The following is a 15,942-nucleotide window of genomic DNA, read 5'->3' on the forward strand; positions in this document are numbered from 1 at the left end:
TCGCGCTATAGTTGCGGCAGGCCTGTTCAACGTCTACGGAGGAGCGCGCATGTCGTCGGGAAAAATTCTGGTCGCACAGGGAGGCGGTCCGACCGCCGTCATCAACCAGTCGCTGGCGGGGGTGGTGCTGGAGGCGCGCCGCTTCCGCGACGTCACCCGCGTCTACGGCGCGCTGCACGGCGTGCGCGGCATCATCAACGAGGACCTGGTCGACCTGACCCGCGAGACCAGCCACAACCTGGAGCTGGTGGCGGCCACGCCGTCGTCGGCGCTGGGCTCGACGCGCGACAAGCCGGACCTGGCCTATTGCACGGAAATCTTCAAGGTCTTGCGCGCGCACGAGATCGAGCAGTTCTACTACATCGGCGGCAACGACTCGTCCGACACGGTACGCATCGTCAGCGAGCAGGCGCAGCAGGCCGGTTATCCGCTGCGCAGCATCCACATCCCCAAGACCATCGACAACGACCTGGTCGGCAACGACCACACGCCGGGTTTCCCGTCGGCGGCGCGCTTTGTCGCGCAGGCCTTCGCCGGCGCCAACCTGGACAACGCCTCGCTGCCGGGCGTGTACGTGGGCGTGGTGATGGGCCGCCACGCCGGCTTCCTCACGGCCGCCTCGGCGCTGGGCAAGAAGTTCCCGGACGACGGCCCGCACCTGATCTACCTGCCCGAGCGCGTGTTCTCGCTGGAGCAGTTCCTGGCCGACGTCAAGGCCACCTACGCGCGCTATGGCCGCTGCGTGATCGCCGTGTCCGAGGGCATCCATGACGCGTCGGGCGAGCCGATCGCCAGCCTGCTGGCCAAGGAGGTCGAGCGCGACGCGCACGGCAACGTGCAGCTGTCGGGCACGGGCGCGCTGGCCGACCTGCTGTGCGACGAGATCAAGGCCAAACTGGGCATCAAGCGCGTGCGCGGCGACACCTTCGGCTACCTGCAACGGTCCTTCATCGGCTGCGTGTCGGACGTGGACCAGCGCGAGGCGCGCGAGGTGGGCGAAAAGGCGGTGCAGTTCGCCATGTGGGGCGGGCGCGACGGCTCGGTGGCGATCAAGCGCACCGGCTTCTACTCGGTCGACTACGAGCTGATGGCGCTGGCCGACGTGGCCGGCAAGACGCGGGTGATGGAGGACGAGTTCATCAGCGCCAGCGGCACCGACGTGACCGACGCCTTCCGGCTGTACCTGCGCCCGTTGCTGGGTTCGGGCATGCCCGACGCCTTCCGCCTGCGGCCGTCGCCGGTGGAAAAAATTTTAAAGAAATAGGAGATGAAGATGAGCATATTCCCCCGCAGCCTGGTGCTGGCGATGCTGGCAAGCGCCGCAGTGAGCGCCTCTGCGCAAAACGGCAACCAGCCACCGCCGCCGCAACACGACGGCAAACGCGGCCCGCCGCAGGAAGCGATCGACGCCTGCAAGGGCAAGGCCGAAGGCGTCAAGGTCACCTTCAAGGGCCGGCGCGGCGAGGACGTCAAAGGCGTGTGCAAGAAGATGCGCGAAGGCGTGGTGGCCGTCCCCGAAGGCGGCATGCCGCCACCACCGCCGGACCAGCGCAAGTAAAGGCTTTATGTTCTGTGTGGAGGCGCGACGTTCCGGATGAATTCCTTTGCGTCCTCCACATGTTCATTCGCGGCGTCCTGAACCAGCTGCCAGCCCAGCTGGGATTTCTTATCGAACCCGTGGGAGCCGTAAAAGAGATTGCGGCCATGTTCGAATTTCGCCTTGGAATAACCCAGCTTGGCCGCGCGCTCAAAAAAATACCCCGCCTTGAGTTCATCCTTGCCGACCAAGTCTCCGATATCGCAGCAAACGCCTAGGGCGTATAGAGCCGGCGCGTAACCCGGCTCGACAGACGTCTTCAAGATTCTCTTTCGCGGATCTTTCAGCCGACCTCTTCGCCTCGACCAAGGTCTTGGCTTTTCCTTTGGCGATAACGGACTGCTTATTGCCTATCGAATGGTTGTCGAAGCACCGTCCACCTCAAGCGCCATATCACCCGAGTTATACCGGCTTGCCCCTTGCTGAGGTCTCGGACCAGGACGGCGGCCGTGCGATCAGCGGGCCGATTATCGCAGGCATGTCGCGCTGGCGCTCCCGCAGGTGGCTTCGCTATGCGAAAACGCCATAGCTGGCGTCAAAAACCTTATACCAGTTTAATGGTTGACAGTAATAGACTTTATTGCACTACTTCAATCGCCTGGAGAAGGCGGGCGAGAAGAAGCAGAAATATGGCGATCCCGTCGAAACGGGCGTCGGAGACCTGTTGGACCCGAAATATCGGGCCGGCAGCATTGGAGGAGCACTTCCCAAAAAAACGATTAAGGGGACAGTTAGATGAGAGACGGAAATACAAAAACGATTAGAAAAACCATGGTGGCCCAGGCTTGTGCACTTTTAATGGCCGGGCCAATGACCGCGACTGCGCAGGAAGCCGGGACTGCCGTTGCAGGCAAGGACACGGACACCCCGATCGCCGTTGTCGTCACCGGTCAGCGAGCGGCGTTGAAGTCGGCGCGCGATCTCAAGCAGGACTCCAATCAGATCGTCGACTCGATCCAGGCAACCGACATCGGCAAGCTGCCGGACGTGAATACGGTCGAGTCGCTGCAGCGGGTCGCCGGGGTCCAGATCCAGCGCCGGTACGGCGAGGGCGGCACGGATTACGACCACCGCACCGAACCCGCGATCACCATCCGTGGCATTACCCAAGTGCGCAACCTGATCGACGGACGAGACTTCTTTACGGCCAACGGTGGCCGGGCACCGGACCTGGAAGGGCTGCCCTCTGAACTCATGGCCGGCGTTGATGTCTACAAGAACGCGGCATCCAACTTGATCGAAGGCGGCGTCGGCGGCGTGGTCAACATCCGCACGCGGCTGCCATTCGATTCGAAAGAAGACCTCAACGTTATTACGCTCAAGTCGAATTACTATGACCGGGTTCGTAAGTCTTCGCCGTCGGTTTCGGGCCTGTTGAGCCGGCAATTCAATACGGGTGCTGGCCGCATGGGCATCCTGGTGAATGCAACGGGAAGCGAGACCTACTATCGCCAGGACGCCGTTCTTCAGCAACAGCAGCACTGTCTTACCGCAACGGTTGGGAAATGCTCGAGCGACCCGACGAAAGCTCCCTCGGCGGCAAAGGCTGCGGCCTTTAATTCGATGCCAAACAAGGGGGCTCTCACCGAACTCTATGTGCCGACTTCGTTTGAGATGTACCAGGACTCGGGGAGCCGGAAGCGCGAGGGCCTGTCGGTCGCCTACCAATGGCAGGTGAACGACGACATGCTGTTCACGGCACAAAATCTCTATTCGAACTATAAATTTATCCGCCGCGGAGAATACATCTACGGCGACGACAAGAATAGCGACCCGCGCGCAGCGGCTGGTTCCACCTGGACTTGGGGAGCGGATGGCAGCGCCACGAGCGGCACTTTGGGCTCGCAAATTTTCTCGTCCTCCCGGTTTGACCAGGAAGTTCGCAATCGCACGAACTTGTCCGCCGTGAACCTGAAGTGGCGCATCTCGGACAGGCTCAAGTCGAAGACTGATTTCGCCTATGAAACCGCGCACTACGACACTGAACGCAATGGCGACTCCATCAAGCTTTACGATAACGAAAGCAGAAGCGTCGCCAATATTCCCAATCTCAATCTGGCCTTCGATGTGCGCGGCAAGATTCCAAAATTCTCCATCGTCGATCCCGCCAACCCAAGCAATCCCTACGCCTATTTTGGCAATCCGAAGAACTGGAATTACGAGTGGCTTGCCAATGGGGTGGACCGCGACAATCTGAAAATGTCGGCGCTTAGCCAGGATTTCGACTACGACATTGGCGACCACTTCTTCACCAAGCTGCACGCCGGCGTACGCCTGGCGGACACCAAGGTGAACTTGCGGGGCAACTGGAACAGCACCGGCGCCTGTAACGATACGGGCACCAATCCCAGCTGGGGAGCATGCCCGCTGATTCCAGTGGCGCAGCATCCGGATCTCGCCTACGCCGGGCCTGCCAGCAACTTCATGAAGCCGGGCATTGGTTTCCCTGTTGCGGTGTTCCCGGAGTACGCCAATCCCAACGCAAGCGTTTTCGACCGAACCGTCGCGACTTACGCGCAATTATTCGCCGGCAAGCCAAACTCCTATACGTTTGATACATCGTTTGCTCCGGGGGACATCAATGAGCAACACGAAAAGACGCAGTCCCTGTTCGTGACGGGCGACTTCGCCACAAGTGTATTCGGCTACGAACTCGATGGCACCGCGGGTGTCCGGGCTGTCAGGACCGATCAGACATCGATAGGCTTTATCCAGGATAGCACCGGGTCCCATGCGGTCGCCCTCAATAACCGCTACTCGAATATCCTCCCCAGCCTCAACACACGTCTGCACCTGAACGAAGATTTGCAGATCCGCTTCGGCTATGGCAAGACGATGACGCGGCCAAACTTTGGCGACATGGCCGCCCATGTTCAGCTGAATCCGAACATCCCCTCGCAGCTCAACGCCAACGGACGTCCTACCGGCAGTTCCGGTAATCCGTTCCTGGAGCCGATGACTGCGACTTCGTATGATGTGACGGCGGAAGACTACTGGGGCACGTCCAACATGGCGTTCCTGGGCGCGTTCAAGAAGGATATCAAGGGTTACCTCGCCAGCGGCATCGAACCGATGAACTTCGGCGGAGTCATCTACGATATTGGAACCAACATCAATCTGGGTAAGGGTTCGGTAAAAGGCCTTGAAGCTGGCTTTACGCAGTTCTTTGACTTCCTGCCAGATCCGTTCAAAGGGTTTGGCGTACAGGCCAACTACACCTATGTCGACTCAAAAGTTGAGCTCACCCCTGGGGTCCTCATTCCCTTGCCGAAGTTATCCAAGAACAGCTACAACCTGATCGCACTGTATGAACGCGGCCCGGTGCAAGCCCGGATTGCGTACAACTGGCGTTCCGCTTACCTTGACCAAATCAATGGTAGCGGCGTTTCCGGTGCAAACCAATATGCAACGCCCTATTCGTCGCTCGATGCCTCGGTGAGCTATCAGATCAATAAAACCTTCACGCTTTCAGCGGATGCCGTTAATTTGAAAAACTCGATGTACCAGACGTATGTCGAGCGCCCTTCAGGCGGCTTGCTGTGGCAACTCAACGACCGCCGGTATAGCGTGACCCTGAAAGCAAACTTCTAACATCCACGCAAGACTGACATGAACCAACGCGCCGCACGCCTTTCCGCGGCGCGTTTTCCGCGTGAAGGAGTGTGATGGACAAGGGTAGATGGATTGCAAAAGTGGTGATACTCGGCGGTGGTACCGCCGGATGGATGACAGCGGCCGCGTTGTCCCACACGTTTGGCCGGGCCGTCCAGATCGTCCTGGTCGAGTCCGACGCCATCGGCACGGTGGGTGTTGGAGAGGCGACGATACCGCCGATCCGCATGTTCCATCAAATGATAGGCGTCAATGAAGCCGAGTTCATGCGCGCCACCGGGGCGACATTCAAACTGGGCATCGAATTTCGCGGCTGGCTGAAGGAAGGTTCAAAGTACTTCCACCCGTTCGGCTCGTATGGGGTGGAACGCGACATTGGCTACTTCTTCCAATACTGGCTGCGCTTGAAGGACAAGGGACAAGTTCCCGACTTTTCCGAATTCTCGCTTTGTACCTTGGCAGCGCGAAGCAATGTATTTGCGCCCACGTCTGAACGGCCCGGCGATCCGCTGCAGCATCTGCAGTCCGCCTATCACTTCGACGCTGGCCGCTATGCGAAATATTTGAAAGGGCTCTGCCTGGCGCGCGGGGTGTCGCACAAGCTTGGCGACATGCTGACGGCGGAACGTGACGCAGAGAATGGGCATGTCACCGCCCTGAAGCTCAAGTCGGGTGAGCTGGTTTCCGGCGACTTGTTTATCGACTGCTCCGGAATGCGTGCAATGCTTATTGGACAGGAGTTGGGTGTCGAATATGAAGACTGGTCGCGTTGGCTGCCGATGAATCGCGCGTGTGCGGTGCCTTGCGAATTGAAGCTGGCACTGACGCCCTATACGATTTCCACGGCCCGACCTTTTGGCTGGCAATGGCGAATCCCTTTGCAACATCGCGTTGGTAACGGCGTGGTGTACTCGAGCGAATTTGCCACGGACGAAGCGGCAGAGCGGTGTCTGCTGGATGGACTGGAAGGGAAACCACTGGCCCCGGTCAACCGCCTCAAGTTCACCGCAGGAAGGCGAAGAACGCCTTGGCACAAGAACGTGGTATCCATCGGACTTGCCAGCGGGTTTCTCGAGCCGCTGGAGTCTACCAGCATTCATTTGATTCAATCCAGCATCCAGCGGCTCATTCGATATTTTCCGGATGCGGGGTTTTCTCCGTTGTGCGCACAGGCCTTCAACAAAGACGCCATGCGGGAAATCGAAGATGTCCGGGACTTCCTCATCTTGCATTACCACGCCACTGAACGCGAAGACTCGGAATTATGGCGCTACGTAAAAGCCATGCGGATACCGGACAGTCTGCGGGAAAGAATTGAGCTGTTCCGTGAGCGTGGACAACTGAACCTGGCAGCCGAAGAACTGTTCCCAAGCACGTCGTGGCATGCCGTCCTTTTGGGGCAGGGAATTCGACCGAGAACCTACATGCCGACGATGGCCCTGCAAGATGACGCGGTGCTCGCAGCTGCGTACAGCAAGCTCGAGCGCAACTTTAAACAGATCGTTTCGAGGCTGTCGGATCATGCCGCCTACATAAAAGAAAACAAGCTTACCTCGGAAATGGAAACCCGCTTATGAAGTCCCGTTCACTATCGTTACCGTGCATGGTTTTAATGGGACTGTGTCTTCTTCGCAGCGGTGCGCATGCCGAGAACAAGGACGAAAAGCCGGTGTATGTGTCCGCCGTGGTTAACGTCGACTGGCGGCATCCGGGTCTTCCGTTCGAAGGATGGGGAACCGCCCTGGCCTGGTTTGCCCATGTGACCGGGAGATTCGCCGAGCCACATCGCACCGAGCTGGCCGACTTGCTCTATGGACGGGACGGTCTTGCACTCAATATCGCGCGGTACAACATTGGCGGCGGCAATGCGCCCGAGACAGCTTCGTATTTGCGGCTCGGTGCGGACGTTCCTGGATTCTGGCGCAAGCCGGGTGAGGGGTGGCATCCGGACTCCGACGATGCCTGGGACTGGTCTGCGGATGCAGGACAGCGCTGGTGGCTTGATGCGATCAAAGCCCGCGTAGCGCCGCGGGACTTGATCCTGGAGGCGTTTTCAAACTCTCCGCCCTATTTCATGACCCGCAGCGGCAGGGTTTCGGGGCACGTCAATGCATTGGAGGACAATCTTGCTCCAGGTTTTGAAACTCAATTTTCAAGGTATCTGGCGCGCGTAACAACTGAGCTCGAGCGGCGGCATGGTATCCGTTTCAGAACACTGTCTCCGATCAACGAACCCAACACGCCCTATTGGTTTTCCACGAACACGCAGGAAGGCGCCCACTGGTCGCCGGAAGCGCAGTCGCGCATGTACATTGCGCTGGCCCAGGTGTTGCGGGAAAACGGAATGCGGACAGAAATCTCCGGACCGGACGAAACAAATCCGCAGACGCTTTTTGTTGATTGGGCTGGCATGTCCACCGAGGCGAAAGCTGTCATCCAGCAAATCAACGTCCACAGTTACGAATGGATAGGAAAAAGTGGCGTCAAGGATATCGCGGAAACTTCCGGGAAAAGGTTGTGGATGTCCGAAACCGATTTATCGCCCGCCAATGTACGTGAAGACAGCAACGACATGCGTCCAGCCATCGCGCTGGCGCAGCAGATCATCACCGACATTAACAGCATGAGCCCGCGCGCCTGGGTTCTGTGGCAAGCGGTAGAAAACAGGTCTTCCGATCCCAAGAACAGCTCGAACTGGGGATTAATCAAGGCTGACTATTCAAATCTGGAGCGGCCCGAATATCAGGTCACGAAGAAATTCTGGGCGTTTGCCAATTTCACCAAATTCATCAGGCCAGGATATCGGTTCTTGAAATCCGATAACCCGGATACGTTGGTGGCTGAGAATCCGACGACGAATGAAGTCGCCATCGTGGCAGTCAATCCAGGCATCGTTTCGCGGATGCTGGACATCCGGCTGCCCGATGCAAAACGCGGCAAACTGACATGCCAAACCTTTATCACGCAGGCGGAAGATAGCCTCGCGACTTCGCAACCTGCTTCATGCTCCGGCAGGTTGACCATCCATTCGCGCCCGATGTCAGTGGTGACTGTCGTGGCGACGCCTAACGTCCTGAGGAGGAAATAAATGAGGTATTCCGCTATGTTGATGCTCGTGTGTGCGATCCCGGCGGTTGCGATCGCAGCACAGCCTATATCGCCGCGCTTCAGTGCCGATCCGTCCGCGCATTTTTTCAGCGATAAAGGCCGGGGCCAGTACTACGTGTACGCCACGGACGACGCATCCAACTCCGGAAAATATTGGGACTCCACCACTTGGCGCTTGTACACTTCGCCGGACAGTTTGAGCTGGACAGATGCCGGCATTCCCTTATCCGTGACGGTGTTCAAATGGGCCCGGCCGGATGCCAAGGCGTGGGCTCCCGAAGTAGCCCATCGCAATGGAAAGTATTATTTTTATGCCCCGGTTGGAGGGGACAAGATCGGTGTGGCAGTTTCAGACCGTCCTGATGGCGGGTACAGTGATGCGAGAACGACCCCGCTGGTCGACAAGGCACGCGATTCAAACGCCGGGGATGAACCGATCGATCCCGCTGTGTTCGTCGACAATGCCGGGCAAGCCTATATGTACTTTGGCACGCGTGTTCCCAAGGTGGTCAAACTCGGATCGGATATGACCAGTACCGATGGAGCGATCAAAAATGTGGTCATTCAGAATATGCCGGCAGGTAGCCAATACGGCGAAGCGCCGTTTTTGCACGAGCACGCCGGCGTTTATTACTTCAGTTTCTCAACGGGGTGGCCGGGGCAGATAGCCTATGCGACGGGCGCGTCTCCATTGGGACCATTCACCTACCGGGGTGTGATCATCGATTATCTGAAAATCTCGACCAATCACCACTCGATCGTCGAGCACGATGGGAAAAGCCTGGTGTTCTATCACGACAGCCTGCTGCCCGGCGGGAGTTCATATCGTCGCTCGATCACAACCGCTCCGCTGGAATACGCATCTGATGGCAGCATCCGAAAAATCGGGCTCGATCCCTCCCAGCTTGGTTCGAAGGAAAATCATTAAGAGCCAGGCCGGCGGCGATGAAGATGGCAGCCATCTCGTAGCCGTGCGCGATTTGTGACTTTGCCTAAGCGTCGTGCAGAATGATTTTTCGGCTAAGTTCAAGAAAATCGTCGAGATGCGTTTCGATGATGGCGACTGTGATCGGCAGTTGAAGTGCTTGATAGTTATGCACGGCGACGTTGCGAAAACCAACCATACGCTTCATGACGTCCGCAAGTGCCACATCTATCCATGGAGCGTCCGCCAATAAGCTGAATACATCCCGTGCGCTTTGGGGGATACCCAGCCGCTCCCGGCGTATCAGATGCTGGCCCATATCCAGCGCGGCTTCACAAGCGCGCTGAATATTCAGGATCGCTGCATCCTGCCGCGTGTGATCGCTACCGAACGTCGCGGGATTCTTCAGATACTCCTCGCGGGCGCGGGCCACGCAGCGCTCTATCGTGGCGGCCTTATTCAGGACGACGTCATCGGCCATATACTCGTCCTTCGCGCTCAATATCGTCCAAGAGACCAGCGCGGGCGGCGTCGAGTTCAGTTTTTTGACTCAGGATGGCGCACTCATACAGCGAGGCCTGCACGTCCTTGCTCCACAGACGGGAACCCGTAGTGAGGATTTGATATTGCATGACCGTGGACGCGGTACGAAAATCGATCAAGTCAACGTCGCAACCAACCATATCGGCCAAGGACTGCGCCAGCTCCCATGTCGCAAACGGCTCAAGCTTGCCCTCAACCAGCACCGCCAGATCAAGATCGCTGTCCGTGCCCACCTGCCCCGTCGCGCGGCTGCCGAACAGGTAGACAGCCAGCAGCGCGGGCAGCCGTTGGCGCAATACGGATACGATAGCCTGCTCAAAAAAACTCGCGCTCATCGCCACTCCTGCTGTCGGTGTGTGGCTACAGCTTACACCATGACGCGCGCGCCGGCTGGTCAGGGCCCAGGCGTAAAAAAAGCGGACGACGCCGAGGCGTGGTCCGCTTCTCCAAAAGGGTATCGCTTAAACGACGATGGTCTGGTGCTCGTCGCCGACGCGGGCGCGGATGGCGCCGATGGTGTAGACGGTTTCGCCGGCCGCTTCCAGCTGGGCGATGGCGGCCGCCGCGTTTTCCTTCGACACGATCACGGTCATGCCGATGCCGCAGTTGAACACGCGGTGCATTTCAGCGTCGGCCACGCCGCCGTGCTGTTGCAGCCAGGTGAACAGCGGAGGCATGGTCCACGCCTTCGAGTCCAGCTCGGCCACCAGGCCAGGCTGCAGCACGCGCGGGATGTTCTCGACCAGGCCGCCGCCGGTGATGTGCACCATGCCCTTCACTTCCATCGAGGCCATCAGCGCCAGCAGCGGCTTGACGTAGATGCGGGTCGGCTGCATCAGCACGTCGGCCAGCTTGCGGCCGTGGAAGTCGCCTTCCAGGTCCGGCTTGGCCACTTCGATGATCTTGCGCACCAGCGAGTAGCCGTTGGAGTGCACGCCCGACGAGGCCAGGCCCAGCACCACGTCGCCCGGGGCGATCTTGGTGCCGTCGATGATCTTGGATTTTTCCACCGCGCCGACCGCGAAGCCGGCCAGGTCGTATTCGCCGGCCGGGTACATCGACGGCATCTCCGCCGTCTCGCCGCCGATCAGCGCGCAGCCGGCCTGTTCGCAACCCTGGGCGATGCCCTTGATGACGTCGGTCGCGGTGGCCACGTCCAGCTTGCCGCAGGCGAAGTAGTCGAGGAAGAACAGCGGCTCGGCGCCCTGCACCAGGATGTCGTTGACGCTCATGGCGACCAGGTCGATGCCGACCGTGTCGTGGCGGTTCAGCTCGAACGCCAGTTTCAGCTTGGTGCCCACGCCGTCGGTACCGGAGACCAGCACCGGTTCCTTGTACTTCTTGCTGATCTCGAACATGGCGCCGAAACCGCCCAAGCCGCCCATCACGCCTTCGCGCATGGTGCGCTTGGCAAAAGGCTTGATCGCTTCGACTAAAGCGTCGCCCGCGTCGATATCGACGCCGGCGTCACGGTAGGACAGGGAAACATTAGAAGTTTGGCTCATGGTGTATTTCGCAGCGGAGGCGGTAAAATAGAAGGCGGAGACCTGTTTCGTAGCAAAAAGCCACGAAAATGCGCAAAAAGCGACGCAACAACCCGGTCAATCCGCTATTTTATCAAAATGCCCCGTCCAACAGCCGTTTTTAACCATCTAAATCACTTTCCATGCCATTTCCCCTCTCGGTAGAGCAAAAGCAAACGGCATTCTGGGTAGCGATCTGGGCGGCATTCTTGCTCTTGCTGGTCACTTTGGGACCGGTGCTGACGCCCTTCCTGGCCGCCGCCATCATCGCCTACGCGCTCAATCCGGGCGTCGATTTCCTCGACCACCTGCGCGTCGGCCGCCTGAAGATGCGGGTGCCGCGCGCGCTGGCCGTGCTGGTGGTGGTGGTGCTGTTCTTCGCCGCCATCGCCACGCTGGTGCTAATCGTGGTGCCGGTGCTGCAGAAGGAAATCCCGCTGCTGCAGGCGCAGATCCCCGCCTTCCTGGCCAAAGCCAACGACCTGCTGGTGCCCAAGCTGCAGGAAATGGGCGTCAAGGTGCGCCTGGACAGCGACGGCATCAAGAAGCTGGTGTCGCAGCAGATGGCCACCAGCGGCGAGGAGATCTGGAGCGCCGTGCTCAATTCGGCGCGCGCCGGCGGCACCGCGGTGCTGGGCTGGATCGCCACGCTGGTGCTGATCCCGGTGGTGCTGTTCTACCTGCTGCTGGACTGGCACCCGATGCTGGCCCGTATCGCCGGCGCCGTGCCGCGCCGCTGGATCGCCGCCACGATGAACATGGCCGAGGAGGTCGACACGCTGCTGGCCCAGTACCTGCGCGGCCAGCTGCTGGTGATGTTCGTGCTGGCGGTGTACTACTCGGTAGCGCTGGCGATCGCCGGCTTCGACGTCGCCCTGCCGGTCGGCATCATCACCGGCCTGCTGGTGTTCATTCCCTACCTGGGCTTCGGCCTGGGCCTGGTGCTGGCGCTGATCTCGGCCGTGCTGCAGTTTAGCGACTGGAGCGGCGTGATCGCGGTGGCCGTGATCTACGGCGCCGGCCAGGTGCTGGAAGGCTTCTTCCTCACGCCGCGCCTGGTGGGCGAGCGCATCGGCCTCAATCCGCTGGCGGTGATCTTCGCCTTGCTGGCCTTCGGCCAGCTGTTCGGCTTTGTCGGCGTGCTGCTGGCGCTGCCCGCTTCGGCGGTGCTGATGGTGGCATTTAAGCATCTCCGCCGCCACTACCTGAGCAGCAGCTTCTATAATGCGTGACGTGAAACAGAAAAACGTTATGCAAAAGATCATAAACAGGCGAACGCCATGAAACAGCTGGTGCTCGATTTAGGCGCGGACCAGGCGCACAGCCTCGCATCGTTCGAGGTGGGACAGAATGCCGAGGCGGCAGCGCTGATGGCGCAGTTCGCCGACCGCACGTCGCGCGAGCACTTTGCCTACCTGTGGGGCGCGGGCGGGGTCGGCAAGACCCACCTGCTCAAGGCCCTGGCCAGCGCCGGCAGCGAGGCCGATCAGCTGCGCGCACGCTACATCTCGCCGTTTTCCATCGAGTCCGAATTCGTCTACTCGCCGGAAGTGGACCTGTACCTGCTGGACGACTGCGAGAAGCTGTCGCCGCTGGCGCAGATCGACGCCTTCGCGCTGTTCAACGAAATCCGCGCCAACCACGCCTTCATGGTGTGCAGCGGCGCGGTGGCGCCGGCCGTGCTGCCGGTGCGCGAAGACCTGCGCACCCGCATGGGCTGGGGCCTGATCTACCAGATCCATGGCCTGACCGACGACGAAAAGGTGGCCGCGCTGACGGCCGCCGCCACCGCCCGCGGCTTGACGCTGTCGCCCGGCGTGATACCCTACTTGCTGTCCCATTTTCAGCGCGACATGCGGTCGCTGTCGACGATGCTGGACTCGCTGGACCAATATTCCCTGGAAACCCAACGCCCGATCACCCTGCCGCTGCTGCGCGAGTGGTTGCAGGCGGAAGCTAAAGAATGACGAAATCCTGCATGAACTTAGCCTTGTTTGACCTCGACCACACGCTGCTGCCGATCGACTCCGACTACGAGTGGGGGCAGTTTTTAGTGCGCATCGGCGCCGTGGACGCCGCCGAATTCGCCCGCCGCAACGATGAATTCTTCGCCCAGTACCAGGCCGGCACGCTGGACCCGGTGGAATACCTGGAGTTCTCGCTCGGCACCCTGGCCTCGTTCCCGCAGGAGCGCCTGAAGGCCATGCAGGAGCAGTACATGGCCGAAGTGGTGCTGCCGGCGATCCGCCCGTCGGCGCGCGCGCTGCTGCAAAAGCACATCGACGCCGGCGACCTGGTGGCCATCGTCACCGCCACCAACCACTTCGTCACCGCGCCGATCGCCAAGGCGCTGGGCGTGGAGCACCTGATCGCGGCCATGCCGGAGACCGACGCCGACGGCAAGCTGACCGGCAAGCTGCTCGGCACCCCGACCCAGGGCGCGGGCAAGGTCACGCACACCAAGGCCTGGCTGGCGAAGATGGACAAGAAGCTGGAAGACTTCGGCACCGTCCACTTCTACAGCGATTCGCACAACGACCTGCCGCTGATGTCCATCGTCAGCCACCCGGTGGCGACCAACCCCAACGCCGCACTGAAAACGCACGCCACAGCCCAAGGCTGGCCATTAATTGACCTATTCAATGATTAAGAAACTGATCCGCAAAATCCTCGGCACCAAGAGCAAGGCACGCGACACCAGCACGCCGGTGGTGCTGGGCCCCGAAGCCCACGGCATCGATCCGCGCCTGCTGTCGTCGAACGCGGTGCGCGTCACCAGCACCCTGCAGGAAGCCGGCTACGAAGCCTTCGTGGTCGGCGGCGCCGTGCGCGACCTGCTGCTGGGCGTGAAGCCGAAAGACTTCGACATCGCCACCAACGCCACGCCGGAGCAGGTCAAGCGCCTGTTCCGCCGCGCCTTCATCATCGGCAAGCGCTTCCAGATCGTGCACGTGATGTTCGGCCAGGACCTGCTGGAGGTGACCACCTTCCGCGGCACCACGCTGGACAACGCGCCCAAGGACGAACATGGCCGCGTCCTGCGCGACAACACCTTCGGCTCGCAGGCGGAGGACGCGGTGCGGCGCGACTTCACCATCAACGCCATGTACTACAACCCGGCCAACCAGCAGGTGCTGGACTACCACGGCGGCATCGAGGACATCCGCGCCAAGACGCTGCGCATCATCGGCCAGCCGGAAGCGCGCTACCGCGAAGACCCGGTGCGCATGCTGCGCGTGGTGCGCTTCGCGGCCAAGCTCAAATTCACCATCGAGCCGAATACCGGTGCGCCGATTCCGGTGATGGCGTCTCTGATCGACAACGTGCCTGCGGCGCGTGTGTTCGACGAGATGCTCAAGCTGCTGATGAGCGGCCAGGCGCTGGCCTGCCTGCAGCAGCTGCGCAAGGAAGGCCTGCACCACGGCCTGCTGCCGCTGCTGGACGTGGTGCTGGAACAGCCGCTGGGCGCCAAGTTCGTGACGCTGGCGCTGGATTCGACCGACGCCCGCATCCACGCCGGCAAGACGGTGTCGCCGGGCTTCCTGTTTGCGTCGCTGCTGTGGCACCAGGTGTTGGAGAAGTGGACCGCCTACCGCGCGGCCGGCGAGCAGACCATCCCCGCGCTGCACCTGGCGGCAGACGACGTGCTCGATTCGCAGACCGAGAAGCTGGCCTTGCAGCGCAAGATCGGCTCAGACATGCGCGACATCTGGTCGATGCAGCCGCGCTTCGAGCGCCGCACCGGCAAGTCGCCGCACAAGCTGCTGGAGCACCTGCGCTTCCGCGCCGGCTACGACTTCCTGCTGCTGCGCTGCGCCTCGGGCGAGATCGACGCCGAGTTGGGCGAATGGTGGACCGCGTTCTATGAAGGCGACGAAGCCACCCGCGAAGACCTGATCGCATCGGCCAACCAGCCAGCGGGCGCCGGCGGCGCCAAGCGCAAACGCGCACCGCGCCGTGGTGGCCGCAACAAGGGTGGCGCTGAAAGTGGCAACGCAGGCGGCAGCGCTGGCGGCCATGCCGGCGGTTCCGGCGACGGCGGCCAGGGCGGCGGCGACTAAGCAGCGCCATCGCAACATGAACGATATCAGCACCGGCGGCAGCCCCTCGGCCGCGCTCACCACGCAGCCGGATGACGGCGCGCCGTTCGCCTTTACCATCGCCTACATCGGCATCGGCGCCAACCTGGGCGACGCGCGCGGCAACGTGGCCGACGCGCTGGAGCGCCTGCGACGCCTGCCCGGCTGCACGCTGATGGCGGCGTCGGGCCTGTACCGCACCGCGCCGATCGACTCCAGCGGCGACGACTACATCAACGCCGTGGCCCGCATCGCCACCACGCTGGACGCCGAAGCGCTGCTGCAGGCGCTGCATGGCATCGAGCAGGCGCACGGCCGCGAACGGCCCTACCGCAACGCCCCGCGCACGCTGGACCTGGACCTGCTGCTGTACGGCGACCAGCAGATCGCCAGCGCCACGCTGACCGTGCCGCATCCGCGCATGACCGAACGCGCCTTCGTGCTGGTGCCGCTGCTGGAACTGGCGCCGGCCATCCACATCCCCGGCAAGGGCGCGGCGCAGCAGTACGCCGCCTTGGTCGCAGGCCAGGGCATCAGCCCCATTATTTGACTCCC

At 61.1% G+C, this 15,942-nt stretch carries 15 protein-coding genes; 11 read left to right on the forward strand and 4 right to left on the reverse strand.

The window, feature by feature from the left end:
* The first annotated feature begins 49 nt into the window (after window positions 1-49).
* Together GTP90_RS13265 and GTP90_RS13270 are read left to right on the forward strand one after the other, a co-directional pair.
* Window positions 50-1,264, forward strand: coding sequence for a 6-phosphofructokinase (locus GTP90_RS13265; protein WP_161083987.1), 1,215 nt, complete (start codon window positions 50-52; stop codon window positions 1,262-1,264).
* 9 nt (window positions 1,265-1,273) lie between these two features.
* Window positions 1,274-1,558 carry a hypothetical protein gene (locus GTP90_RS13270; RefSeq protein WP_161083988.1) on the forward strand — a complete coding sequence of 95 codons (285 nt, stop codon included), beginning with the start codon at window positions 1,274-1,276 and terminating at the stop codon, window positions 1,556-1,558.
* Between the two features lie 5 nt (window positions 1,559-1,563).
* Here the strand turns inward: GTP90_RS13270 and GTP90_RS13275 are convergent, their stop codons facing one another.
* Window positions 1,564-1,860 (reverse strand): SEL1-like repeat protein, encoded by a 297-nt coding sequence (locus tag GTP90_RS13275; RefSeq protein WP_161083989.1) that lies wholly within the window; start codon window positions 1,858-1,860, stop codon window positions 1,564-1,566.
* A gap of 472 nt (window positions 1,861-2,332) precedes the next feature.
* On the opposite strand from GTP90_RS13275, the gene GTP90_RS13280 reads away from it, so the two are divergent.
* The 4 genes from GTP90_RS13280 to GTP90_RS13295 all read left to right on the forward strand — a co-directional run bounded on the left by GTP90_RS13280 (window position 2,333) and on the right by GTP90_RS13295 (window position 9,245).
* Entirely contained in the window at window positions 2,333-5,188 is a 2,856-nt protein-coding gene (locus GTP90_RS13280) for a TonB-dependent receptor (protein WP_161083990.1), read from the forward strand.
* 74 nt (window positions 5,189-5,262) lie between these two features.
* On the forward strand, window positions 5,263-6,786 hold the full coding sequence (locus GTP90_RS13285) for a tryptophan halogenase family protein (RefSeq protein ID WP_161083991.1): 1,524 nt from the start codon (window positions 5,263-5,265) through the stop codon (window positions 6,784-6,786).
* Window positions 6,783-8,297, forward strand: a complete 1,515-nt coding sequence (locus GTP90_RS13290; RefSeq protein WP_217431964.1) for a glycoside hydrolase — start codon at window positions 6,783-6,785, stop codon at window positions 8,295-8,297. The genes GTP90_RS13285 and GTP90_RS13290 overlap by 4 nt, the downstream gene beginning before the upstream one ends.
* The gene (locus GTP90_RS13295; RefSeq protein WP_161083992.1) at window positions 8,298-9,245 is read left to right on the forward strand and encodes a family 43 glycosylhydrolase; all 948 of its coding nucleotides are present in this window, start codon (window positions 8,298-8,300) and stop codon (window positions 9,243-9,245) included.
* Between the two features lie 64 nt (window positions 9,246-9,309).
* On the opposite strand, the gene hepT is transcribed toward GTP90_RS13295, so the two are convergent.
* From hepT to purM, 3 genes are all read right to left on the reverse strand, one after another.
* Entirely contained in the window at window positions 9,310-9,723 is a 414-nt protein-coding gene (gene hepT, locus GTP90_RS13300; protein ID WP_161083993.1) for a type VII toxin-antitoxin system HepT family RNase toxin, read from the reverse strand.
* On the reverse strand, window positions 9,713-10,120 hold the full coding sequence (gene mntA, locus GTP90_RS13305; RefSeq protein WP_161083994.1) for a type VII toxin-antitoxin system MntA family adenylyltransferase antitoxin: 408 nt from the start codon (window positions 10,118-10,120) through the stop codon (window positions 9,713-9,715). The genes hepT and mntA overlap by 11 nt, the downstream gene beginning before the upstream one ends.
* A gap of 126 nt (window positions 10,121-10,246) precedes the next feature.
* Entirely contained in the window at window positions 10,247-11,290 is a 1,044-nt protein-coding gene (purM, locus tag GTP90_RS13310; RefSeq protein ID WP_161083995.1) for a phosphoribosylformylglycinamidine cyclo-ligase, read from the reverse strand.
* A 161-nt stretch (window positions 11,291-11,451) separates the two neighbouring features.
* Here purM and GTP90_RS13315 point away from each other — a divergent pair, with 161 nt between their 5' ends.
* Genes GTP90_RS13315 through folK form a run of 5 tightly spaced genes read left to right on the forward strand, consistent with a single transcriptional unit; the run spans window position 11,452 to window position 15,937 of the window.
* Window positions 11,452-12,540 carry an AI-2E family transporter gene (locus tag GTP90_RS13315; RefSeq protein ID WP_161083996.1) on the forward strand — a complete coding sequence of 363 codons (1,089 nt, stop codon included), beginning with the start codon at window positions 11,452-11,454 and terminating at the stop codon, window positions 12,538-12,540.
* A gap of 48 nt (window positions 12,541-12,588) precedes the next feature.
* A complete protein-coding gene (hda, locus tag GTP90_RS13320) occupies window positions 12,589-13,275 on the forward strand; it encodes a DnaA regulatory inactivator Hda (RefSeq protein WP_161083997.1) in 687 nt (228 codons plus the stop codon).
* An 11-nt stretch (window positions 13,276-13,286) separates the two neighbouring features.
* A complete protein-coding gene (locus tag GTP90_RS13325; protein WP_161083998.1) occupies window positions 13,287-13,958 on the forward strand; it encodes a histidinol-phosphatase in 672 nt (223 codons plus the stop codon).
* The gene (gene pcnB / locus GTP90_RS13330; protein WP_161083999.1) at window positions 13,951-15,369 is read left to right on the forward strand and encodes a polynucleotide adenylyltransferase PcnB; all 1,419 of its coding nucleotides are present in this window, start codon (window positions 13,951-13,953) and stop codon (window positions 15,367-15,369) included. Before GTP90_RS13325 ends, pcnB begins: the two co-directional genes overlap by 8 nt.
* 16 nt (window positions 15,370-15,385) lie before the next feature.
* Complete coding sequence (gene folK / locus GTP90_RS13335; RefSeq protein WP_175048080.1) at window positions 15,386-15,937, forward strand: 2-amino-4-hydroxy-6-hydroxymethyldihydropteridine diphosphokinase; 552 nt, start codon at window positions 15,386-15,388, stop codon at window positions 15,935-15,937.
* Window positions 15,938-15,942: the final 5 nt, after the last annotated feature.

This window comes from Duganella vulcania (genome assembly GCF_009857655.1).
Classification (GTDB): Bacteria; Pseudomonadota; Gammaproteobacteria; order Burkholderiales; family Burkholderiaceae_D; genus Rugamonas; species Rugamonas vulcania.